The 21,741-nt window shown below is 32.2% G+C and carries 23 protein-coding genes and 1 tRNA gene; 9 read left to right on the top strand and 15 right to left on the bottom strand.

The window, feature by feature from the left end:
* Positions 1 to 4: 4 nt before the first annotated feature.
* Positions 5 to 955 (bottom strand): thioredoxin-disulfide reductase, encoded by a 951-nt coding sequence (gene trxB, locus AC1EUY_RS01730; RefSeq protein WP_480193773.1) that lies wholly within the window; start codon positions 953 to 955, stop codon positions 5 to 7.
* A 381-nt stretch (positions 956 to 1,336) separates the two neighbouring features.
* On the opposite strand from trxB, the gene AC1EUY_RS01725 reads away from it, so the two are divergent.
* The gene (locus AC1EUY_RS01725) at positions 1,337 to 1,819 is read left to right on the top strand and encodes a hypothetical protein (protein ID WP_480193772.1); all 483 of its coding nucleotides are present in this window, start codon (positions 1,337 to 1,339) and stop codon (positions 1,817 to 1,819) included.
* Positions 1,820 to 1,872: 53 nt separating this feature from the next.
* Here AC1EUY_RS01725 and AC1EUY_RS01720 read toward each other — a convergent pair.
* Positions 1,873 to 1,947 (bottom strand) — tRNA-Pro (locus AC1EUY_RS01720).
* 303 nt (positions 1,948 to 2,250) lie between these two features.
* Here AC1EUY_RS01720 and AC1EUY_RS01715 point away from each other — a divergent pair.
* Entirely contained in the window at positions 2,251 to 3,012 is a 762-nt protein-coding gene (locus AC1EUY_RS01715) for a hypothetical protein (RefSeq protein WP_480193771.1), read from the top strand.
* A gap of 114 nt (positions 3,013 to 3,126) precedes the next feature.
* Here AC1EUY_RS01715 and AC1EUY_RS01710 read toward each other — a convergent pair whose 3' ends face one another.
* The 7 genes from AC1EUY_RS01710 to AC1EUY_RS01680 all read right to left on the bottom strand — a co-directional run bounded on the left by AC1EUY_RS01710 (position 3,127) and on the right by AC1EUY_RS01680 (position 9,729).
* Entirely contained in the window at positions 3,127 to 3,276 is a 150-nt protein-coding gene (locus tag AC1EUY_RS01710) for a T9SS type A sorting domain-containing protein (RefSeq protein ID WP_480193888.1), read from the bottom strand.
* Between the two features lie 416 nt (positions 3,277 to 3,692).
* Positions 3,693 to 5,981, bottom strand: a complete 2,289-nt coding sequence (locus AC1EUY_RS01705) for a TonB-dependent receptor (protein WP_480193770.1) — start codon at positions 5,979 to 5,981, stop codon at positions 3,693 to 3,695.
* A gap of 69 nt (positions 5,982 to 6,050) precedes the next feature.
* Positions 6,051 to 6,377: a hypothetical protein gene (locus AC1EUY_RS01700; RefSeq protein WP_480193769.1), complete on the bottom strand. Its 327-nt coding sequence runs from the start codon at positions 6,375 to 6,377 to the stop codon at positions 6,051 to 6,053.
* A gap of 6 nt (positions 6,378 to 6,383) precedes the next feature.
* A complete protein-coding gene (locus tag AC1EUY_RS01695) occupies positions 6,384 to 7,190 on the bottom strand; it encodes a TerC family protein (protein WP_480193768.1) in 807 nt (268 codons plus the stop codon).
* Positions 7,191 to 7,195: 5 nt separating this feature from the next.
* The gene (locus AC1EUY_RS01690) at positions 7,196 to 7,567 is read right to left on the bottom strand and encodes a hypothetical protein (protein WP_480193767.1); all 372 of its coding nucleotides are present in this window, start codon (positions 7,565 to 7,567) and stop codon (positions 7,196 to 7,198) included.
* Positions 7,568 to 7,570: 3 nt separating this feature from the next.
* The gene (gene purB, locus AC1EUY_RS01685) at positions 7,571 to 8,911 is read right to left on the bottom strand and encodes an adenylosuccinate lyase (RefSeq protein WP_480193766.1); all 1,341 of its coding nucleotides are present in this window, start codon (positions 8,909 to 8,911) and stop codon (positions 7,571 to 7,573) included.
* 236 nt (positions 8,912 to 9,147) lie between these two features.
* Positions 9,148 to 9,729, bottom strand: a complete 582-nt coding sequence (locus tag AC1EUY_RS01680; RefSeq protein ID WP_480193765.1) for an adenylosuccinate lyase — start codon at positions 9,727 to 9,729, stop codon at positions 9,148 to 9,150.
* 206 nt (positions 9,730 to 9,935) lie between these two features.
* On the opposite strand from AC1EUY_RS01680, the gene AC1EUY_RS01675 reads away from it, so the two are divergent.
* The 4 genes from AC1EUY_RS01675 (at position 9,936) to AC1EUY_RS01660 (ending at position 13,813) form a co-directional block, all read left to right on the top strand.
* Positions 9,936 to 10,670, top strand: a complete 735-nt coding sequence (locus AC1EUY_RS01675) for a toxin-antitoxin system YwqK family antitoxin (protein ID WP_480193764.1) — start codon at positions 9,936 to 9,938, stop codon at positions 10,668 to 10,670.
* Positions 10,671 to 10,785: 115 nt separating this feature from the next.
* Positions 10,786 to 11,973, top strand: a complete 1,188-nt coding sequence (gene mnmA / locus AC1EUY_RS01670; RefSeq protein WP_480193763.1) for a tRNA 2-thiouridine(34) synthase MnmA — start codon at positions 10,786 to 10,788, stop codon at positions 11,971 to 11,973.
* Positions 11,974 to 12,026: 53 nt separating this feature from the next.
* Positions 12,027 to 12,968: an NAD(P)H-dependent flavin oxidoreductase gene (locus AC1EUY_RS01665; RefSeq protein ID WP_480193762.1), complete on the top strand. Its 942-nt coding sequence runs from the start codon at positions 12,027 to 12,029 to the stop codon at positions 12,966 to 12,968.
* Complete coding sequence (locus AC1EUY_RS01660) at positions 12,965 to 13,813, top strand: GIN domain-containing protein (RefSeq protein ID WP_480193761.1); 849 nt, start codon at positions 12,965 to 12,967, stop codon at positions 13,811 to 13,813. The genes AC1EUY_RS01665 and AC1EUY_RS01660 overlap by 4 nt, the downstream gene beginning before the upstream one ends.
* Here the strand turns inward: AC1EUY_RS01660 and AC1EUY_RS01655 are convergent, their stop codons facing one another.
* The 4 genes from AC1EUY_RS01655 to mtaB are packed head-to-tail and all read right to left on the bottom strand — an operon-like array spanning position 13,814 to position 17,292.
* Positions 13,814 to 14,740 carry a lytic transglycosylase domain-containing protein gene (locus tag AC1EUY_RS01655; protein ID WP_480193760.1) on the bottom strand — a complete coding sequence of 309 codons (927 nt, stop codon included), beginning with the start codon at positions 14,738 to 14,740 and terminating at the stop codon, positions 13,814 to 13,816.
* Positions 14,741 to 14,749: 9 nt separating this feature from the next.
* Entirely contained in the window at positions 14,750 to 15,289 is a 540-nt protein-coding gene (gene rfbC, locus AC1EUY_RS01650) for a dTDP-4-dehydrorhamnose 3,5-epimerase (RefSeq protein WP_480193759.1), read from the bottom strand.
* Between the two features lie 12 nt (positions 15,290 to 15,301).
* Positions 15,302 to 15,955, bottom strand: a complete 654-nt coding sequence (locus AC1EUY_RS01645) for an alpha/beta fold hydrolase (RefSeq protein ID WP_480193758.1) — start codon at positions 15,953 to 15,955, stop codon at positions 15,302 to 15,304.
* A 2-nt stretch (positions 15,956 to 15,957) separates the two neighbouring features.
* The gene (gene mtaB, locus AC1EUY_RS01640; RefSeq protein WP_480193757.1) at positions 15,958 to 17,292 is read right to left on the bottom strand and encodes a tRNA (N(6)-L-threonylcarbamoyladenosine(37)-C(2))-methylthiotransferase MtaB; all 1,335 of its coding nucleotides are present in this window, start codon (positions 17,290 to 17,292) and stop codon (positions 15,958 to 15,960) included.
* Between the two features lie 42 nt (positions 17,293 to 17,334).
* Here mtaB and AC1EUY_RS01635 point away from each other — a divergent pair, with 42 nt between their 5' ends.
* From AC1EUY_RS01635 to AC1EUY_RS01625, 3 genes are read left to right on the top strand one after another with little or no spacing between them, the layout of a single operon-like run.
* The gene (locus tag AC1EUY_RS01635; protein ID WP_480193756.1) at positions 17,335 to 17,889 is read left to right on the top strand and encodes a GNAT family N-acetyltransferase; all 555 of its coding nucleotides are present in this window, start codon (positions 17,335 to 17,337) and stop codon (positions 17,887 to 17,889) included.
* Positions 17,886 to 18,203 (top strand): antibiotic biosynthesis monooxygenase family protein, encoded by a 318-nt coding sequence (locus AC1EUY_RS01630; RefSeq protein WP_480193755.1) that lies wholly within the window; start codon positions 17,886 to 17,888, stop codon positions 18,201 to 18,203. Before AC1EUY_RS01635 ends, AC1EUY_RS01630 begins: the two co-directional genes overlap by 4 nt.
* A gap of 15 nt (positions 18,204 to 18,218) precedes the next feature.
* The gene (locus AC1EUY_RS01625) at positions 18,219 to 19,847 is read left to right on the top strand and encodes an ABC transporter substrate-binding protein (RefSeq protein WP_480193887.1); all 1,629 of its coding nucleotides are present in this window, start codon (positions 18,219 to 18,221) and stop codon (positions 19,845 to 19,847) included.
* Here the strand turns inward: AC1EUY_RS01625 and AC1EUY_RS01620 are convergent.
* Together AC1EUY_RS01620 and AC1EUY_RS01615 are read right to left on the bottom strand one after the other, a co-directional pair.
* Complete coding sequence (locus AC1EUY_RS01620; protein ID WP_480193754.1) at positions 19,834 to 20,880, bottom strand: endonuclease/exonuclease/phosphatase family protein; 1,047 nt, start codon at positions 20,878 to 20,880, stop codon at positions 19,834 to 19,836. The genes AC1EUY_RS01625 and AC1EUY_RS01620 overlap by 14 nt on opposite strands.
* A 3-nt stretch (positions 20,881 to 20,883) precedes the next feature.
* Complete coding sequence (locus AC1EUY_RS01615; protein WP_480193753.1) at positions 20,884 to 21,741, bottom strand: rhomboid family intramembrane serine protease; 858 nt, start codon at positions 21,739 to 21,741, stop codon at positions 20,884 to 20,886.

Below are 21,741 nucleotides of genomic sequence, written 5' to 3'. Positions count from 1 at the left end.
AATTTTAACCTTCTAATGCAGCTAAATATCGTTCAGCATCAAGTGCAGCCATACAACCAGTTCCTGCTGCTGTAATAGCTTGTCTATATTCTTTATCTTGTACATCACCCGCAGCAAATACACCTGGTAAATTGGTTTTAGTAGATTTACCTTTAGTATGTAAATAACCCGTTTCATCCATCTCTAAAATACCTTTGAATAAGTCTGTATTTGGTTTATGCCCTATGGCAATAAATACACCTGTCACAGGTATTTCATGTTTAGTACCAGTTTTATTATTCACAACACGCACTCCTTCAACTACCATATCACCCAATACTTCATCTAATTCGGTATTATATAAAACTTCGAGGTTAGCCGTATTGTTTACACGATGTTGCATCGCTTTCGAAGCACGCATTTCATCTCTACGAACTAACATCGTAACTTTTGTACAAAGTTTAGCTAAAAATGTAGCTTCTTCAGCTGCAGTATCACCTCCACCAACAACGACTACATCTTGATTTTTATAAAAGAATCCATCACAAGTAGCGCACGCAGATACACCACCACCTTTTAAGCGTTCTTCGCTTTCTAACCCTAAATACTTAGCAGTGGCTCCCGTAGAAATAATTACAGTTTCAGCTTCTAATTCTTTAGTACCATCAACAGTAACTTTATGAATACCACCAACTTTATCGTTTAATTCAACATTCGTCACCAAACCAAATCGTATATCAGTATTAAAACGCTCTGCTTGCTTTTTAAAATCTTCGGTCATAGCTGTACCATCAATACCATCTGGATATCCTAAATAGTTATCAACCTCAGTAGTGGTAGTTAGTTGACCTCCAGGTTCTAAACCAGTGTACATAACTGGTTTTAGATCTGCTCTTGCGGCGTAAACAGCTGCACTATAGCCTGCAGGGCCCGAACCTATAATTAAACATTTTATTTTTTCTATTGTATCAGACATTTTTCAAAATTTAGTGTGACAAATTTATAGTATTTTTACTTATTATAAGGCCAGTCAAGAATTTTTTGATTATCCGCGTAAAGAGTCATAAAAGGTGTTCGTCAACCTGAACTTGTTTCAGGTTCTCATTGTAAATACTTATATTTATTGAATGATGAGATTCTGAAATAAATTCGGAATGATACTTTAAAATATATTGATGACATAAAACGGATACACAATAGAATTTTTAATAATCGTATTATAAATACAAATAATAATGAAATTTATCTTTTAAGTTTATCGAACAATTTCGTCGAAATAAATACTTTTGTTTACAATATTTTTAAAAAGGCATAATAATTGAATCAAAGTAATTTGACAATTTAAAAAACTCATAGTATGAAAAAATTAATTTTTACAGCAGCATTATTTTTAACAGGTTTGTTATGCGTTCAAAGCCAGGAGATTGCGTCTAATGCTTTAGGCATTAGAACGGGAGACAATGATGGCTTTGGTGTTGAGATATCCTATCAGAAGAGTCTTGGCGACAGTAATAGATTAGAATTAGATTTAGGTTTTAGAGATAATAAAAATTATGATGCTTGGAAACTTACGGGTATTTATCAATGGGTATGGAATATTGATGGAGGATTTAATTGGTATGCTGGCTTTGGTGCTGGTATTGGTAATGTAGATATCAAAGCAATAGATGGTGACGACGGAATATTTGTGAATGCAGATGGTAATGTAGGCATTGAGTATAATTTTGACATTCCTTTACTAATATCTTTAGATATTAGACCAGAATTTGGTCTCGTAAATGGTTTTGGCTCTAATGATTTAGATTTAGATATTGCTTTAGGGCTTAGATATCAGTTTTAAACATTCTAAATTCAAAATAAAAGATAAAAGCCTGCTCTAAAGCAGGCTTTTTGTCGGGATGACAGGATTCGAACCTGCGACCACACGACCCCCAGCCGTGTACGCTAACCGGACTGCGCCACATCCCGAAGCTTATAAGATTGAACTCAAGTTAATTTTAAGTCCCCTATGGTTTTTAACTAACTCAGAACTTACTGCGGTGCAATTTATACTGAGCGAAGTCGAAGGGCCACATCCCATAAAAATGACCGTAAAAATATAAAAGACATGGGTTATCACAATACTTTTGAACAAAATAAAACGAAAAAGTTAGAGGAATTTCTTACTTTGAATTGTTTTATAACTGTATGAGCTGTATTTTATAGTCAGTCAATAGTATTTAATGAGTTGGAATTGAATGCATTAATAATTTCTAACAAAAAATTAGATATATGAAACAAACCAAAAAATTATTCAAAAAACTAACATCATACCTTGCGATACTTTCGTTGTTAGTATTTACGTATTGTCAAAATATCGACAGTGATATTGAAGGCAAGAATGAACCCAAACTAACAATTAATGACAATGTTATTAGTTTAATGAAGCAAGTTGCTGAAAATAATGTTGGAACCGTTAGCGCCAAATCTACCAAAAGCTATAACACAACACCTTCTTGTACTGGATTTGCCTACCCAATGACTTTTTATGTATATATGGAAGACTTAGTTGGGTTACAAGAATTAATAATCAATAATGATGCTGAGTTAATTAATTTCTTTAATACATTAACGACAACTAATACGTTTACACTTAGATTTCCTGTCATCTTATTAGATATTGATGGTGTAGAGACTATGGTGTATAATATTGTAGAATTAGAAGGAATTTTACAGTTTGCTGTGGATGCATGTGATGATAGCTTCCCAACTAATGATGGTTCTGATGGTGATGCTAATGATGATAGTGGAGACGGTGATGATGGTTCTGATGGTGATGGCAACGACGACGATGATAATGATGATGATAGTGATGAAAATAACGATGATGACAACGATAATGATGATGAATATGAGTATTGTAGCAGTAATAAAAAGAAAGTATATATCTGTCACAATACCGCAGACGGAGGATCACATACTATTTGTGTAAGCGTAAATGCTATTTGGGCGCACGTAACACACCATGGTGATAAACTAGGGAGTTGTAACTAAAAAACTTTATATCTCATCCTTAACCGTTAGTTTTTACTGATAATATCTCACCAAGTGTGTAAAGTTTAAAACTATCGAGGGTTACAACCCTCGATAGTTTTTTTAATTTTAAGATTATTGTTTAATAATTTTTTTAATTTCTTTTGTGTTACCATCAAGATGAATATTCACAAAATATATGCTTTTGCTGAATTTATCTATATTTAAAATGGTGGAGTTAACATTCACTTTCTTTGAATAAATTCTTTGCCCAGTAAGATTAATAATTTTTATGAAAGACTAGAGCTATTTTTAATAAAGCTAAAAACCAGATCACAATTCATCCTAACTATGAAAAAAAGAAATTCTTGCTCTAATAAAATAATGTTATCAGAAATTAAATTCTATAGGTCCTAATACTTTTCAAGGTATTCTTAACATAAACTTTCTTTTCTTATATGCTTTTAAATACGTGAGTAAGTTATATGCTTTTAAATTATTGTTACATAAAGAGTTTTGAAGTTAAAAAAAAATCTGAAAAATATGTCGCAGATGTATTGTACTCCAGTGTAGCTGAATTGCTAAATAATATTAAAATATAATTCTGTTTTAATGAACTATATTAATTGATAATTGAAGTTCGTTGAAAATCTTTTAAGAAAACAAATTAAAAGCCTCACTTAACTTAGCGAGGCTTTTACTTATATATGAAATCGAAGACCAGCTACAATATTTCTACCCATATTTTGTATGCCATCTATTTTTAAACGCGATAGATGATTTACATAGGTTTTATCTAGTAAGTTGTTAATGGTTAGGCTCGCATTGAATTTTGTTTTACCGATTATAAAATCACCACCAAAACCAGCATTTAATAAGCTATAGCCATCGGTTGTTGTTTCGAACTGACTTACCTTGTCTTGTTTAAAAGCAGTAGTTAACGTTACTGAGGTAAATCCGTTTTCTAACCAGTTAATATCTTTAAATTCAGCACGAATGGTATTGTTAAACTGATTTGCAGGTATTAAGGGTAAATAAGCATTATTATCTTGTTTACCAATAACCATTTCAAAACTACTTTCAAAATGTAACCAATCTAAGGGGTGCGGATGAAAATGAAACCCAGCTTCACCACCATATAATTTGGCATTATCTTGTACATATTTAAATACTTGATTTTCTTCATTAAAAGTTCCAGTAGGTTGTAAGAAAATATAATCATTGATGGCATTATAAAATCCGTTTACGAAAAATTCAAAATGCTCATTTTTATATTCTAACGCTAGATCAACTTGATAGTTTTGTTCATTATTAAGATTAGCATTACCAATTTCAAAACGATTGGTTCCATGATGTACACCATTAGAGGTTAGTTCAGCTAAATTTGGAGCTCTAAAGCCCGTCGCTATGTTTAAACGAGAAGTAATAGCTTTAAATAAAGTTGTTTTATAACCCAAAGAAGCAGTAAAACTGTTAAACGATCTATCGATAGCTTCAAAAACACGTTCTTCTTCGTCTTCATGTTCTTCCCCATCTTCATGATCATGTTCCTCAATCTCCATACGTTCAGAGATAATATTTCTATTATCAAAACGAAGTCCGCCTTGCAGATAATGCTCTCCCCAATTATAAGCCATAGTTGCAAATATACCAAGGTCATTCACTTTAGCATTAGGTATTAATAGTTCTTCGCCAAAATTTCTATTCTCTTGATGTAACCCTTGTACACCTATGATGGTTTCAATAGCGCCTAGTTTTGGTAAATGATATTTGGCATCGTAAGTAAACGTTTTTAATTTCATATGTAAAGCAAGTTCAGGAGCTTCTTCACCTTCTTCATCATGTTCCTCTTCTTCCTCTTCTTCATGGTGTTCTTCAAACTCTTTTCTATTGTTGGCAATATAGCCAACATTAATATCAAGATTCGAGTTCTTAAAATAAATGTGATTGTGCATACTTAAAATATGATTGCCTATACTTTGATAGGGTGCAACTAATGAGATATGTGTATTCTGTGCACCAATTTCTTCGGGGATACCAATATTGGATAAATTGTAATTATAGCGTAATTCTGAACTAAAATTTTGCAACTCTAATCCTAAAGCTGTTTTAACATCATATTCATTAAATCTTGAGTTTGTTACACGCTCACCATCTCCTGTTTTATAATCTATATGTTTACTATAAGTACCACGACCCAGAAATTTTAATTGTTCACCAGAGGTTTTAAACACATAAGAAGTATTTGTTCCTTGGGTATTCGCAAAATATTTTGAGCCAATAGAAGAGCTTACGGTATTAGCTTTCGCAAATTTTTCAGGGTTCAAATATAAGACACCACCCAATGCATCAGAACCATACAATAACGAAGCGGGACCTTTAATTACTTCAGCACTTGCAATACCAGCTTCATTTACACCTAAACCATGTTCATCACCGAATTGTTGGTTTTCTAATCGCACACCTTGTGTATATACCAAAACACGATTTGAACTTAATCCACGAATTACTGGTTTACCAATATTCGTTCCGGTTGATATTTGTGATACACCAGGGATAATTGATAAGCCTTGTATTAAAGTTGGGGCACCAGCTTTTTGGATTTGTTCTATAGTTTTATGCTCAACTTTCATTACATTTTCACTTTGTAATTTGTTGAAAGGTGTAGAGACAATAACTTCATCCATTTTAAAAACAGATTCTTCTAAAGCGATATCTAATTGTTGTATTGATCCGTTAAAATCAATAGTTTTTACTACAGATTGATATCCTATAAAAGCAAAGACAATGGTTACTTTTCCATTAGGTAAATTTTTGAATGTATAGGTGCCATCATCTAAACTAGTTGTGCCTTTATGTAACTTTGGAGCATAAATTTCTACTCCTAAAAGCGGATTATTATCTATATCTGTTACTTTTCCTTGTAATGTGTTTTGCGCGTATGTAGTGACTGAAAATCCTATAAAAAGGATCCATAATTTAATTTTCATGAGTATATATTTTATTGTTTAAAATTCCTTAAAAGGAGTATAAAATTCCTGTGTTAACAGAAGTGACAGTTAAACAATAAAATATGGTGGTGCGCGTGAAGGAGCAAGATCGTTATAACCTAAAGAAGCATTTTGAACATTTGTAACAAAAGAATGTAAACATTCTTCAATGTTTTTTATCGTATAAGAAAAATCATTTTCAAGAGAACTAGTTTTTATAATTGTATGATAAATACTACAATCAAATTTTTGCTTATGAAAATGCTTTATATCTTTAGCTGTACAAATTTCATGTTCATGTTTTTCAAGTGCATGTGAGGCTTGTACAAAAAACGGTAACAGAACTACTACAGTTAGTAGAAAAGCACTAAGGGTATGTTTTAAGTTCTGTTTCATTAATATTTACGCTTCTTCTTTTAAAACGTTTTTACGTAAACGCATATTTAAAGCTTCTACACCTAGTGAAAAAGCAATAGTGAAATATAAGTATCCTTTTGGAATTACACCTACTTCTGAACCAAATAATTTTAAATGTGCCATATGAGCACCTTCTGAGATCAATATGAACCCGATAAGTATTAAAAATGATAACCCAAGCATTTGTACAGTTGGGTGTTTACTTACAAATTTATTTACAGGGTTGGCAAATAACATCATAATCACCATTGATAAAACGACAGCAATAATCATAACGATCAATGCTTCATCTATAGGTGTGGCTTCTTTATTAATACCTGTCGTCATACCTACAGCTGTTAAAATTGAATCGAACGAAAATACAATATTGATCATAGTTATCTGAAAAATAACACTATTTAACGAAACTTTAGCTTTAGATTTTTTGGCTTTATCTTCATCTTCACCTTCCACTTTATGATGAATTTCTTGTACACTTTTATACAATAGAAACAAACCACCGGCAAGCATGATGATACTTTGTCCTGTTATTCCAACTTTAAGCCATGAAGTATCTATTTTATAGATTATCTTATCCATTGCTGTTAAATACGAAATACCAAAAAGTAAAATTACTCTTAGTAACATGGCTAAAAAAAGGCCAATATTAGTTGCCTTTTTTTGTTGCTCTTGAGGTAATTTGTTAGAGGCAATAGAAATAAACAAAATATTGTCGATACCTAATACTATCTCTAAGAACACAAGAGTTAAAAGTGCCATCCATATACCTGGATCTGTAAACATTTCTAGCATGATGGTTAGTTTTTAAGTTTAATAGCTTTGCCTTTTTGTTTAAAATTAGAGTTTTTGTAATACGCCTTAAAGGTATATTCTTTTCCTTTAATTCTGGTAATTTTTACATAAAACGGAACACTATCGAGTCCTTTTTTAGGATTTACCTTTGTTAATACATATTCGAAATTTGATTTCCATTCAATGTTAAAAGTATCCTTTTTGCCATCGTAAGTTTCTATTTGAATAGAATCATTACGAACTGCAACAGATAGTTCATCAGACGCATCTAAATAGGTTTCGAATGTGCCTGTTCTAAGTTCGGTTGCATCCATACCTTTTTCTGTGCAGGCTGAAATTACTAAAAAGACAAGTATGAATAAAATTGAAATTCGCATTAATTAAATTCCTGTATAATTACTTGGTGTGATTACTTTTAATTCTTGTTTAATGGCGTCAGAAATCTCTAAACTTTCTATAAAATTGGCAATCGATTCTTTATTGATCTTTTTGTTGGTTCTAGTCAATCCTTTTAGTGCCTCGTACGGATTTGGATAGCTTTCTCTTCTTAAAATGGTTTGAATAGCTTCGGCCACAACTGCCCAGTTTTGCTCAAGATCTTGCTCAAATTTCTCTTTGTTGAGTAATAATTTATCTAAACCTTTTAACGTAGCCTTAAATCCGATAATGGTATGTGCAAAAGGAATGCCTACATTACGTAAAACGGTAGAATCTGTTAAATCTCTTTGTAGTCTTGAAATGGGTAATTTTGCCGATAAATGCTCAAAAATGGCATTGGCAATTCCAAGATTTCCTTCAGAATTTTCAAAATCTATAGGATTTACTTTATGTGGCATTGCCGATGACCCAACCTCACCTTCTTTGATTTTTTGTTTGAAATAATCCATTGAAATGTAGGTCCAAATATCGCGATTTAAGTCAATAATAATCGTATTGATTCGCTTTAACGTATCAAACAATGCTGCCATATGATCATAATGCTCAATCTGAGTTGTAGGAAAAGAATGTTGTAAACCTAAACTTTGTAAAAAGTTAGTTGCAAATGTTTTCCATTCAATAGCAGGATATGCTACTTTATGGGCATTAAAATTACCAGTTGCACCACCAAATTTTGCTGCACTAGGTATATCATTTAATAAATTGAATTGTTCTCTTAGACGAGTCACAAAAACATCTAATTCTTTGCCAAGTCGAGTAGGAGACGCAGGTTGACCGTGGGTGCGTGCAAGCATAGGAATCGCTTCCCATTCTTCAGCTAAGGCTTCAAGTTTATGCAAAACATTAAAATATTCAGGGATATATACATCGCCAACGGCCTCTTTAATAGACATAGGTATGGCGGTATTGTTGATGTCTTGAGAGGTTAATCCGAAATGAATAAATTCTTTATATGCTTGAAGTTGTAAAGTGTCAAACTTTTGTTTGATAAAGTATTCAACAGCTTTTACATCGTGATTGGTAACTTTTTCAATGTCTTTTATAGCCGTGGCGTCTTCAGTAGAAAAATTTACATAAATTGCTCTTAACGATTCAAAAAGGGAGTTGTCAAATTCTTTTAATTGTGGTAAAGGAATTTCGCAAAGTGCTATAAAGTATTCAATTTCTACTTTAACACGATATTTTATGAGGGCTTCTTCAGAAAAATAAGGGGCTAATTCAGATACTTTAGAACGATAGCGCCCATCAACTGGTGAAATAGCATTTAAGCTGTTAAGATTCATTAAGTTTTTGCTTTAGAGTAGCAAAAATAATGATTAAAAACTAGCTTAGAAATGAAAAGATAAAAGAATTTTGATTGTCGTAATGAATCATAATAATATGGTATTCGTCAACCTAAACTTATTTCAGATTCTCATCGTAAATACTAGATTTATTCAGTGATGAGATTCCGAAATAAATTCGGAATGACGCTTTAAAATATAATGATAACATAAAGCCAGACATACAAAAAAGAATTTTATGCTTGGTTATCTTTAGCCAAGCGCTCTAATATTTTCTTCGCTCTAGCTGAATAAGCAGGACTTTCATCTTCTATATCACGTTCGATAATCATTTTGAGTTCGTAATGAATCCAGTTCAAACGATTTCCAAGAAAAAACAAAGCTTCCATGGCGTGTGCTTTACTCGCAACTTTAGTTTCTTTATTTAATAACCACTCTAAACAAGTTTCTATAATCTGTTCTATTTGTTCTTGCGTAGCAATGACCTTTATTGATGAGTCAAATTTTGAACTTACTTCTTTAGCAATTAGGTTACAAATTTTTGCGGCAGGTCTTATGGCACTATCATTTTTTAAATAGGAAATGTTCTCGGTAAAATGAGGTAAATTATAAGCAATCCAATCTAAGCGTTTTTCACAAACAATTTCCAATATTTGCGCAGCTTTTACAGAAGTCTCGTTATCATAATCAAAAGCTATTTCTACTAGAGATTTAAATAGATTTTCATCTTGAAGTACAGTTTTACTCACTTTTTCTTTGTGAGATTTACTCATACTTTTAATCTCATTTAACTCTTTTATGAGAGCGTATTTCGTCATTTTTTTGTTTAGCGCTACCATTGTTATGGTGTTCAGTTATATTCTCTTAACTAGGATAAATAAAAACTCATTTTTTATAATTTTATTATTCGAAAGCCGATATTTTTTAAGAACATTAGCCCAATAGCTCAAAATAAACATGTTAATTTATCGTTAGTAGAAATGGTATGATTAATGATTATATTCGTTAAAATATATTTCTTAAAATGAAAAAAATAGTAGGATCTGTTTTAATAATATTTATAGTGCTTTTAAGTACTATAGAATTAAATGCTCAGAATAATATCAATAAGTTTGATAGTAACAAGAAGCGACATGGCGTTTGGAAGAAAAATTATAATAATGGTAGAGTACGTTATGTTGGTGAGTTTAAGCATGGTAAAGAAATAGGTACATTTAAGTTCTATTCGGCTGCTACATCAGATTTTCCTATAGTTATTAAAGAGTACAATCTTGCTAATACTAAAGCAAATGTTAAGTTTTATACTGATAAAGGAGTGTTAGAGAGCAGTGGTGTTATGGTAGGAAAAAATAGGATAGGAAAATGGTTATATTTTCATGCCGATGGAAAAACTGTAATGTCTGAAGAAAACTACAATAATGACGGTAAATTGCATGGTAGTTATAAGACATTCTTTAATGATGGTAAACCAACTGAAGTTGCTAGTTATAAAGATGGTAAATTAGACGGTAATTATAAAAAGTATGCAATTAAAGGCCATATTTATCAAGATTTAAATTATAAGAACGGGTTATTAAATGGTCAAGCAGCTTATTACAGTAGAAAGACAGGAGATTTAGTAACGAAAGGACAATTTATTAATGATATTCGCGTTGGTACTTGGGAGAACTATGCAGATGGAGAATTAGTAAGTACTGAGCAACCAAACAAGAAAAAACCAAGAAGAACACTAAAACCAAAACCAAAAAAGGGAAATTAAAAAATACTCATGTATTTGAGGTGCGCTAAACATTTAATACCCTAACCAAGCCATAGTGAAAGCTATGGTTTTTTTATGCGTACTTATTGCTATATTTGCACTCCAAAAATAAGGCATGAAAAGAGTAATTGTAGGGCTTTCAGGAGGTGTCGATTCAAGTGTTGCTGCGTGTTTGTTAAAAGAGCAAGGCTATGAGGTGATAGGTCTGTTTATGAAAAATTGGCATGACGAGTCTGTTACCATTTCTAATGAATGCCCGTGGTTAGAAGACAGTAATGATGCTATGTTGGTTGCCGAAAAATTAGGTATTCCTTTTCAAGTGGTTGATCTTAGTGAACAATACAAAGAGCGAATTGTCGATTATATGTTTCGAGAATATGAAATGGGCAGAACACCAAACCCTGATGTATTATGTAACCGTGAAATAAAATTCGATGTGTTCTTAAAGATAGCGCTAGATCTAGGTGCTGATTTTGTGGCGACTGGGCATTATTGTAGAAAAGACCAGTTTACGAAAGATGGTCAAGAGATATATCAGTTAAAAGCTGGAAAAGATAAAAATAAAGATCAATCTTATTTTCTGTGTCAGCTTTCGCAGGAGCAACTAGCGAAATCATTATTCCCAATTGGAGAATTAACAAAACCAGAGGTTCGTAAGATTGCTGCAGAGCAAGACTTGATCACAGCCGATAAAAAAGATTCGCAAGGATTATGTTTTATCGGAAAAGTACGTTTGCCAGAATTTTTACAGCAAAAACTAGAACCTAAAGAAGGAAACATTGTTCAGATTTCTGAAGATGCGTTAGTATATCAAAATCAAACTTTAACGTTTAATTCGAAAAAAGAAGAATTGGCTTTTAAAGCAAAAAAATATACATATGCTCTTTCTGACGGAAAAGTGGTAGGCACGCACCAAGGAGCTCATTACTTTACCAAAGGTCAACGCAAAGGTTTGGCAGTAGGTGGTACTAAAGAGCCTCTTTTTGTGATAGAAACCGATGTTGAGGAAAATATTATTTACACTGGTGAAGGTAAAAACCATAGAGGTTTATATAAAAATACGCTTTTTGTGAAAAATGATGAGATTCATTGGCTTCGCGAAGATTTAATGCTTAAAGATGGAGATTCAATGAAGGTTGAGGCGAGAATTCGTTATCGTCAACCTTTAGAAAAAGCTACTTTGTACAAGGTTGAGGAAGGCCTATATGTAGATTTTGAAAATGAACAATCTGCCATCACTGAAGGACAATTTGTTGCTTGGTATCTTGATGATGAATTGTTAGGTTCTGGAGTAATTTCTTAAATTAGCAAAAACGACATGTCATTACTTCCTGTGAGAACAGGATTTTTTTCACTATGAAGAATCGAATTACTTCCCTTTTTAATATTAAATATCCTTTAATTCAAGCAGGTATGATCTGGGCTAGTGGTTGGAAGTTAGCTTCTGCGGTCAGTAATGCGGGAGGCTTAGGTTTGTTAGGAGCAGGGTCAATGTACCCTGAGGTGCTTCTTGAACATATACAAAAATGTAAAAAGGCAACCAATAAGTCTTTTGGAGTAAATGTACCAATGTTATATCCTAACATTGATGAGATTATGAAAATCATCATCGATGAAGGTGTTCAAATTGTATTTACTTCGGCTGGTAATCCGAAAACATGGACATCCTTTCTAAAAGATAAAGGGATCACTGTAGTTCATGTTGTGAGTAGTGTAAAGTTTGCGCTCAAAGCACAAAATGCCGGTGTTGACGCCGTTGTTGCAGAGGGCTTTGAAGCTGGGGGTCATAACGGTAGAGATGAAACCACTACATTTACTTTATTGCCTATGGTACGAGAACAAATTGATATTCCGCTAATTGCTGCGGGAGGCATAGCAACAGGTCGTGGCATGTTAGCAGCCATGGTGTTAGGTGCAGATGGGGTACAGGTAGGTAGTCGATTTGTAGCGAGTAATGAAGCCTCATCACATCTTAATTTTAAGGAGGAAGTGGTGAATGCAAAAGAAGGAGATACGCAATTAACTTTAAAGGAATTAGCTCCTGTAAGATTGTTAAAGAATAAGTTTTATAATGATATTCAAGAGTTATATCAAAAGTGTGCTACGCCTGAAGAACTAAAACAATTGTTAGGTCGAGCAAGAGCAAAACGTGGTATGTTCGAAGGAGATCTGATAGAAGGGGAGTTAGAAATAGGCCAAATAGCTGGATTGATACATGATATTAAACCTGCGGCACAGATTTTGAATGATATCATTTCAGAATATGAAACTACAAAACAAATAATAGCTCAATTATGAAAAAATACTACTTGCTATATCTATTGATCTTTTCTGTGTTTTCAGTAAGTGCTCAATCTAAAATAAAAGGTAACCGTAATGTTACCAACGAAGAACGTACTTTTGATTATTTTTCTAAACTTGAAGTAAATGATAAGATTGAACTTGTCTTAAAACAAGGAAGTGAAAATAAACTGGAAGTCGAAGCTGATGAAAATCTACATGACGTTCTAGATGCAGATGTAAGAAATAGTGTACTAACGCTTTCTTTGAATAAGAGAATTACCAATTCTAAACGTTTTAACCTTACATTGTATGTAGAAGATTTAGATCAAATTACACTAAATGATGATAGTGAAGTAAAGGCAGAAGAGAAGCTTGATTTTTTTAACCTAGATATGATTTTAAATAATAAATCTGATATTGATCTTAGAAATCTTCACACTAAATTTTTCAACTTAGAGATGAATGAGCGTTCAAGAAGTAAACTTATAGTGAAGACAGATAGTCTTGTTGTTACTTCGAAAGAATCATCAAGGTCTAAACTTGATGTTGTTACTGAAGGTGCAGTGATAAATTATTCTGGGAACTCCTCAATTGATGCAGTTGGTAAAACCAATAATCTAACATTAAATGCTAGTGACAATGCTGCTTTTAAAGGTGCTGAATTTGTAGCAATCACTATTTTCTTGAGCGCATTAGATAAAACTGATTCGTATGTGAATGCTAAAGAAACCATAGAAATTGAAGCAAAAAATAAAGCTGAGGTATATCTCTTTAATAAACCAGAAATCTTACTCAGAGTTTTTGAAGATAATGTAAGTTTACACAAGCGAGAGTCTATGACCTTACTAGAAAACCTGTAATTATTTATTTGGCACTTTAATATAATACACTTTTCTTGACTTATTATTGAGTTTATTCTCACGTAACCAAGGATTAAAAAACTTCAATTCTTTGTAATAGGTGTTGTGTTTTTTAGCAAAGCTTGCAATATTAACAATAGGAGTATCAACTTTTACCGAATAGGTCTCAGGCATTACATAAAGGTCTTCTTTATCAAAAGAAAATCCATATTTACTTGGGTTTGATAAGATCTCTTTTGCGGCAATAATTCTTGGCACATAGCGTTCAGTCATTTCACCAGCTAAAACATCCCAATAGCTAGATACTTGCTGCTCTTTCAAACGCTTGTCAATACCATGATTACCAGCGTGATAAGCTCCAGCAGCCAAAGACCAACTACCTAAGCGTTTTTTTGCATTTTTAAGATATTTACAAGCAGCTCTGGTAGCCTTTTCTAGATGATAACGCTCATCTACATTTTCATTTACTTCAAGCCCATTTTCTCTAGCTGCACTTTTTAACATTTGCCACATACCTTTAGCACCAGCTGGAGAAGTAACATTGCGCAAATCACTTTCAATTACCGCTAAGTATTTAAAATCATTAGGCACACCTTCTTCTTCTAAGATTGGTTCTATAATAGGAAAATATTTATGTATTCTCTTAAACCATAATAATGCATTAGACTGCCAGTAGGTATTTACTAAAAGTTCTCTATCAATACGTTCTTTAACATCAGGTTTTTCTAAAGGGACTAGTTCTCCTGCAAACGATAAATTTTGTGGAATCTTTAAAGCTTTAATTTTATAAGTGTCATTTGTGTTTTTATTAGTAGAAGTGCTCTTATTAGGAATATTTTCTACATCATCTTGTAGTGTAAAATTTATAAGAATCCCACTTAAAATAACGACAGAAAGTAAGATTAAAAATTTATGATGTTTATGCATTGTTTTTAATTAAAATGGAGATACAAATGTAGCAAATTCTTGTCCGTTCTTATCTTTTTCAGATACAATTGGATTTTTAATTTGCCAATTAATATTTAGTGTTTCGTCACACCATAGTAACGTGTTGTCGGCTTCTTTGTTATAGAAATTAGTACATTTATAACTAAATACAGTATCATCTTCTAAAACTAAAAAGCCATGTGCTAGACCCTCAGGCACATATAACTGTTCTTTGTGTTCACCAGATAAAATATGCTTATAGTGTTTTCCATACGTTTCTGAGTTTTTACGAAGATCAACAACAATATCTAAAACACTTCCTTTAATTACGCGTACCAATTTTCCTTGTGCATAAGGTGGGTTTTGAAAATGAAGTCCTCTTAAGACACCTTTTTGAGAACTCGATTCATTATCTTGAACAAATGCTATATTTAAAATATGCTCAAGTTTTTTTTTATTATAGCTCTCAAAGAAATAACCTCTATTATCGGTGAAAATTTTTGGGGTAATAACTAATAATCCTTCAATAAAAGTCTTTTCAATATTCATATAGCGAAAGTACTAAATATGTTCAATTAGAAGTTCAGAAATTATTTTTGCTTTATTTAAGATCATCACATGTGTTCCTCCTGGGATAATGATGCAATTTTTAATGTGTTTTATAGGAAAAACCCCATCCTCGGTTCCGTGTATATGAATTGCATTTTCTAAAGGCGTTTCTTGATTCCAGTGTAATACATTATGAATTGCCCATGGTAAATATAATTGATCGTTCATCGACATATATTTCTTGTAAAGCGCTACACGTTTTTTAGTAAATCCGCTAAAGGCATATTTCTCATAAGCAGCGATATTACTAACCGATTTTGTTGGAAATAGTTTATATGCTTTTGTTGCACGCGCTAATCGCAATCGTTTCGGAAGTTCTTTTTTAGACTTTACGCTAGAGATAATAATTGTTTTTCTTGTTGCGATAAGTTTGCTCATTTCTTGTACCATTACCCCACCAAAAGAAACACCTATTAGTACAGGATTTTCATGTTGAATTCTATGACACATGCGTTGTGCATAATGTGTTATAGACTCATCTATAGATTCAGGAACTAACCAGTCTAAATAATGAACTTCAAATTGATCTTCTGGAAGTTCTAAATATTCAAAAATTTTAATATTTGCACCTAGACCTGGTACAAAATAAACAGGAACTCTACTCATAATTAACTCAAAACAGATTCTTTCAAAAAATCGAAACGTACCAAACCATCTGTATCGATCTCGGTCAGTTTTATTGTATGCAAAGTATTTACTAATTCGGGATTCCAAGGAGTTTTTACTTTTACGTAGTTCTCTGTAAATCCTTGAATGTATCCTTCTTTATTTTCACTCTCAAAAAGTACAGTTAGTTCATTGCCTAATTGACTTTCATAAAATGCTCTACGCTTTTTGACTGAGAGCCCACGCAACATTTTACTACGTTTATGCCTAATATTTTTGGGTACAACCGCATCCATTAAAATAGCCTCCGTATTGGGGCGTTCAGAATAGGTAAATACGTGTAAATAGGAAATATCTAAATCGTTTAAATAATTATAGGTTTCTAAAAATAATTCATCTGTTTCGCCAGGAAAACCAACGATTACATCGACACCAATACAAGCATTCGGCATTTCTTGACGTATTTTGGCTACTCTATCTGTATAAATCTTTCGCAAATAACGGCGTTTCATTTTTTTGAGAAGCGCATCACTTCCACTTTGAAGCGGAATATGAAAATGTGGTACAAAACGATTAGAATTTGCCACAAAAGCTATGGTTTCGTCCTTCAATAAATTAGGTTCTATTGAAGAAATTCTTAAACGTTCTACTCCTTCAACTTTATCTAGTGCTTGCACTAATTCAAAAAAAGTATGTTCATGTTTTTTGTTACCAAATTCACCTTTCCCATAATCACCGATATTAACACCGGTTAAAACAATTTCTTTAATATTTTTCTCAGAAATCTCTTTAGCATTTTTTAAAACATTTTCTAAAGTATCACTGCGCGAAATACCTCTTGCTAGAGGTATGGTGCAATAGGTACATTTGTAATCACAACCATCTTGCACCTTTAAAAAGGCACGGGTTCTATCTCCGATTGAATACGAACCTACATAAAAATCAGCTTCAGAAATTTCACATGAATGTACTTGGCCAATATCATTTTTAGTAAGATCATTGAGGTAACTAGTAACATTAAACTTTTCTGTGGCACCTAGTACCAAATCAACACCATCTATGGCAGCTAATTCTTGAGGTTTTAATTGTGCATAACAGCCAACAGCAATCAAAAAAGCATCTTCATTCTTCTTCAGTGCAGATTTTACAACTGTTTTAAAACGCTTATCTGCATTGTCAGTAACTGAGCATGTATTTATCACATAGACATCGGCTTTATCTTCGAAACTTACGCGCTCAAAATCTTCATTAATGAAATTACGCGCTATAGTTGAGGTTTCAGAGAAGTTCAACTTACAACCCAGTGTGTAAAAAGCCACTTTTTTTTGTGCGTTCATTACTGTACTTTTACGAGGTGCAAAAGTACAATTTTAAGACTAATGAATCTAATTTTTGAAACGGAAAACTTTTTTGTTAGAAGGTTAAAAACTACTGATTTTGAGAGCTTTCATGAAATGCAGGGAAATCCTAATGTGATGCGATTCGTAAGAGGAAAAGCGATGAGTTACCAAGAAGATAAGGATGAGTTAAAGAAACTTATTCTTTCTTATGATAACACTGCAAATGATTTTTGGATTTTTGCTGTTGAAAGAAAGATTGATACGATGTTTGTAGGTACTGTGGCCTTGGTAAAAAGTGACTCACATGGCCAAGTATCCTCTGATGATGTATTGGTGATGAATATAAAGCACAATGAATGTGAAATAGGCTATCGTTTGCTAGAAAAATTTTGGGGTAAAGGATATGCTCAAGAAATTGCTGAAGGATTAATACAGTATGCGAAGAGTGTAGGCTTTAAAAGACTTATTGCTTGTGTTGCTTATGAAAATCTAGCTTCGGTAAAAATTTTAAATACATTGCACTTTCAATTTATGAATGATTTTACCTCAGAAAGCTTGAATATCCCTGAAAAAAAGTTAGAATTGTATTTATGATTGCAAAAACTCCCAAACCACCCTATTATGCTGTAATATTTTCTACATTAAGAACGGCTATTGATGATGACTATTTAGAAACCGCAGCAAGGATGGAAGCGTTGGCCAAAGATCAGGAGGGTTATTTAGGAATAGAGTCGGCTCGACAAGTACTAGGAATAACCGTTTCATATTGGAAAAGCCTAGAAGCGATTACCAAATGGAAGAATAATGCTGAACATACAATCGCGAGAGAAAAGGGAAGAGCGTTATGGTATGAGGTATATAAATTACGTATTTGTAGAGTAGAGCGCGATTATGAATTTAAAAAGTAAAAAAATACGTTGCAGATAAAGCATTTTATAAAGAGAATAGAAATAAGAAATAGTGTTTTTTATTTTGTCATCGGGTTATCATTAGTAGCTTGTTCAAGACCAAAAAGTAACTTCGATGATGCTCAAGTTTTTCGCTATAATGAACATTCGAATATTAGTTCTCTAGACCCAGCATTTGCGAAAAAACAGGCTGATATTTGGGCTGTAAACCAGTTATTTAATGGCTTGGTACAGCTTGACGATAGTTTGCATGTAGAACCAGATATTGCCAAGTCATGGCAAATCTCTGAAGATGGTAAAAGCTATGCATTTAATCTGAGAGGTGATGTTTATTTTCATAAGCATGTTTTGTTCGGAAAAGATTCAACACGAATTGTAAAAGCTGCTGATTTTGAATATAGCTTTACCAGACTCATTGATCCAAAAGTAGCGTCACCTGGCGGTTGGGTACTTCAAAATGTAGCTAGTTTTAAAGCTGAAAATGATTCAACATTTGTAATTGAGCTAAAAAAACCTTTTCCACCATTTCTTGGATTGCTATCGATGAAATATTGCTCGGTGGTTCCTAAAGAAATTGTAGAATATTATGGAAACGATTTTAGATCAAACCCAATAGGTACAGGACCTTTTCGATTTAAAATATGGGAGGAAAATACAAAATTGGTGTATCGAAAAAACCCCCATTTTTATGAAAGGGATGAACAAGGGAATAGACTACCGTACCTCGAAGCTGTTGCCATTACCTTTTTACCTGATAAACAGAGTGAATTTTTGCAATTGGTACAAGGGAATATAGATTTTATGAAGTCTTTAGATGCTTCTTATAAAGATGACCTTTTAACCGTTGATGGTAGATTGCAATCACGATATAAGGATAGACTGAATATGCAAAAGGGATCGTACTTAAATACGGAATACTTAGGTTTCATGATGGATATTGAAGAAGAAAATCCTATATCAAATTTACTAGTACGTAAAGCGATAAATTTAGGATTTGATAGACAGAAAATGATACTTTATCTACGTAATGGTATAGGCGATCCCGCTGTTAACGGATTTATACCAAAAGGATTACCAGCATTCAATTATCTTGAAGGATATACGTATAATCCTAATAAAGCAAAAGTATTAGTTGACAAATTTAAAAATGAAACAGGTAATCAAAATCCTGAAATTACTATTAGCACCAATAGCCAATATTTAGATCTTTGTGAATATATACAACGAGAATTGGAAAACGTTGGGCTTACTGTAAAAATTGATGTGATCCCTCCATCTACCTTACGACAAGCTAAGGCTACGGGGAAATTACCCGTATTTAGAGCAAGTTGGATTGCCGATTATCCTGATGCTGAGAATTATTTATCATTATTCTACAGTAAGAATTTTGCTCCTAACGGGCCAAATTACACACATTTTAAAGATGAAAATTTTGATGCATTATATGAGAAAGCTTTTGTAACAGTAGATCATAAAGAGCGATACAGGTTATATCAAAAAATGGACAGCATACTTATCGCTAAAGCACCCATTGTACCATTATACTATGATGCAGTAGTGAGGTTTTCTCAGAAAAATGTAATTGGTTTAGGTATAAATCCAATAGATTTATTAAACCTTAAAAGGGTTTCTAAAATGAAATAACAGCACTTATAGGAAAGTGATCAGAGTATTTAACATCATAATTTTTATGTTGTAATACCTTCATTGTTTCATCAACAAAAATATAATCTATACGCAAAGGGAATTTTTTAAAACTATAAGTCTTACCAAACCCTTTACCTGCTTCTAAATAAGTGTCTTTAAGATTACCTTTTAAATTTTTATAAGCCCAAGAATATGCGGTATTATTTAAGTCACCAATAACAATTAATTTATGTGCAGATTTATCAATTATATTTTTTAATAGTTGTATCTCATCAATCTGCTTTTCAAGAGAAAATGACAATCGCTTTAAAAGTGTTTTAGACTCAGTATAGTTAAGATAGTCTTTTTCGGCGATTATACCTAGAGAATATAAATGGAAACTAAGAACTCGTATTGTATCTTGTCCTTTTAGAATATCAGCGTAAACCCCATTTACTTGATATTTTTCATTTTTACACAAACCAGTATTTAAAATTTTATATTTTGAATAAAACGCATAAGATGTTTTATATTTTTTATTCTCTACAGAATCGCTATAATTATCAACTAAAGGGTTACTACGATATTTATAGTGCTTCAACTTAAAATTTTCATTTTGTCTGAATTCTTGTAATACAACTATATCAGGATTCTCATTTTCTATAAAGTCATTTATTTTTTGTGGAATTTTGTCATCAGCTATCCAATTATAGATATTAAATTTTCTAACATTATAACTCATAATTGACAATTTATTTTTATTTTCATCTATGGTATTCGATGAAAATTTATAAACTGGATTTAAAAAAAAATATGTGAATAATAATATAAAAGTGGATAGTAAAAATTGTTTTTTCAATCCAATAATAATCCAATAAATGATAAATAGTATATTAATAATAATTAATGCAGGTGTTGCCAGGCCTAAAATAGGAGCAACGGCTATTGATGATGGTTTTATATTAGGAACAAAAAAAGCCAATAATAATAATAAGGCAAAAACATTATTTATTATGAATATAATTTTATTTATAAAATTCAATTTTTTCACAATTTATTTTTCTTTACCTGCTGAAAATAAAAAATCTTTTTCTTCTTTTGTCAAAGTTTCATAGCCAGATTTGCTAATCTTATCTAAAATTGCATCAATTTTTTCTTGTTTTGCATCTTTATATAAAACATTTTTTTGTTCTTTAGTTCTTTTATAAACGGTTTTTAGAGGTTTTTCCTTTTTTGATGTAAATAGATTAGAAAAAGAATCGATGATACGTTTTCCTCCACCAAGCTGATTAGTCAGTATAAAACCAATGAATGCACCTCCTAAATGTGCTAAATGCCCGCCTGTGTTTCCTAAAGGTAATTGAACAATGTCTTTTAATATGAAGAGTAGTGCAATATGCCATAATTTGATAGCGCCAATAAATCTTAGATGAATGGCATAATTAGGTATTTTGGTAGCTAAGCCTATTACAATGGCGGTAACTCCAGCAGACGCTCCTACTAAAATGGTAGATTGATCTTTTAATGCTGGAAGGTAATTATAGCTTACTAAAAATATAACGCCACCTGCTATGATTCCTGTAATAAAGTATGTGATAAATTGTTTCCTAGAAAAAAAATCTAAAAATAAATTTCCTAAGTAATATAATACAAGTAGATTAAATAAAATATGCCAAAAGCCTCCATGTAAAAAACCATAGGTAAAGATGGTCCAAAATTTTGGTAGATAAGCATTAAATTTTGCTGGTAATGCGAAAAGATCAAATAACGGATTCTCGCTCCATTTCATTAAGAATGAAATAGCTTTTACTACATACGTAAGTATATAAACAGCAACATTAACATAGATAACTTGATCTACGATAGTTGCGGTTTGAAACCGCTGTTTTATATAGCCTAACGAATTACTCAT

It is taken from the genome of Maritimimonas sp. 2210JD6-3, assembly GCF_056591795.1.
Note: the sequence above shows the minus strand (reverse complement) of the source record. Positions and strands in the feature narration are given on the sequence as shown.

Excerpts from the sequence above, each read along its gene's own strand:
- trxB (WP_480193773.1), bottom strand. The coding sequence starts at position 955 with ATGTCTGATACAATAGAAAAAATAAAATGTTTAATTATAGGTTCGGGC.
- AC1EUY_RS01725 (WP_480193772.1), top strand. The coding sequence starts at position 1,337 with ATGAAAAAATTAATTTTTACAGCAGCATTATTTTTAACAGGTTTGTTA.
- AC1EUY_RS01715 (WP_480193771.1), top strand. The coding sequence starts at position 2,251 with ATGAAACAAACCAAAAAATTATTCAAAAAACTAACATCATACCTTGCG.
- AC1EUY_RS01705 (WP_480193770.1), bottom strand. The coding sequence starts at position 5,981 with ATGAAAATTAAATTATGGATCCTTTTTATAGGATTTTCAGTCACTACA.
- AC1EUY_RS01700 (WP_480193769.1), bottom strand. The coding sequence starts at position 6,377 with ATGAAACAGAACTTAAAACATACCCTTAGTGCTTTTCTACTAACTGTA.
- AC1EUY_RS01695 (WP_480193768.1), bottom strand. The coding sequence starts at position 7,190 with ATGCTAGAAATGTTTACAGATCCAGGTATATGGATGGCACTTTTAACT.
- AC1EUY_RS01690 (WP_480193767.1), bottom strand. The coding sequence starts at position 7,567 with ATGCGAATTTCAATTTTATTCATACTTGTCTTTTTAGTAATTTCAGCC.
- purB (WP_480193766.1), bottom strand. The coding sequence starts at position 8,911 with ATGAATCTTAACAGCTTAAATGCTATTTCACCAGTTGATGGGCGCTAT.
- AC1EUY_RS01680 (WP_480193765.1), bottom strand. The coding sequence starts at position 9,729 with ATGACGAAATACGCTCTCATAAAAGAGTTAAATGAGATTAAAAGTATG.
- AC1EUY_RS01675 (WP_480193764.1), top strand. The coding sequence starts at position 9,936 with ATGAAAAAAATAGTAGGATCTGTTTTAATAATATTTATAGTGCTTTTA.
- mnmA (WP_480193763.1), top strand. The coding sequence starts at position 10,786 with ATGAAAAGAGTAATTGTAGGGCTTTCAGGAGGTGTCGATTCAAGTGTT.
- AC1EUY_RS01665 (WP_480193762.1), top strand. The coding sequence starts at position 12,027 with ATGAAGAATCGAATTACTTCCCTTTTTAATATTAAATATCCTTTAATT.
- AC1EUY_RS01660 (WP_480193761.1), top strand. The coding sequence starts at position 12,965 with ATGAAAAAATACTACTTGCTATATCTATTGATCTTTTCTGTGTTTTCA.
- AC1EUY_RS01655 (WP_480193760.1), bottom strand. The coding sequence starts at position 14,740 with ATGCATAAACATCATAAATTTTTAATCTTACTTTCTGTCGTTATTTTA.
- rfbC (WP_480193759.1), bottom strand. The coding sequence starts at position 15,289 with ATGAATATTGAAAAGACTTTTATTGAAGGATTATTAGTTATTACCCCA.
- AC1EUY_RS01645 (WP_480193758.1), bottom strand. The coding sequence starts at position 15,955 with ATGAGTAGAGTTCCTGTTTATTTTGTACCAGGTCTAGGTGCAAATATT.
- mtaB (WP_480193757.1), bottom strand. The coding sequence starts at position 17,292 with ATGAACGCACAAAAAAAAGTGGCTTTTTACACACTGGGTTGTAAGTTG.
- AC1EUY_RS01635 (WP_480193756.1), top strand. The coding sequence starts at position 17,335 with ATGAATCTAATTTTTGAAACGGAAAACTTTTTTGTTAGAAGGTTAAAA.
- AC1EUY_RS01630 (WP_480193755.1), top strand. The coding sequence starts at position 17,886 with ATGATTGCAAAAACTCCCAAACCACCCTATTATGCTGTAATATTTTCT.
- AC1EUY_RS01615 (WP_480193753.1), bottom strand. The coding sequence starts at position 21,741 with ATGAGTAATTCGTTAGGCTATATAAAACAGCGGTTTCAAACCGCAACT.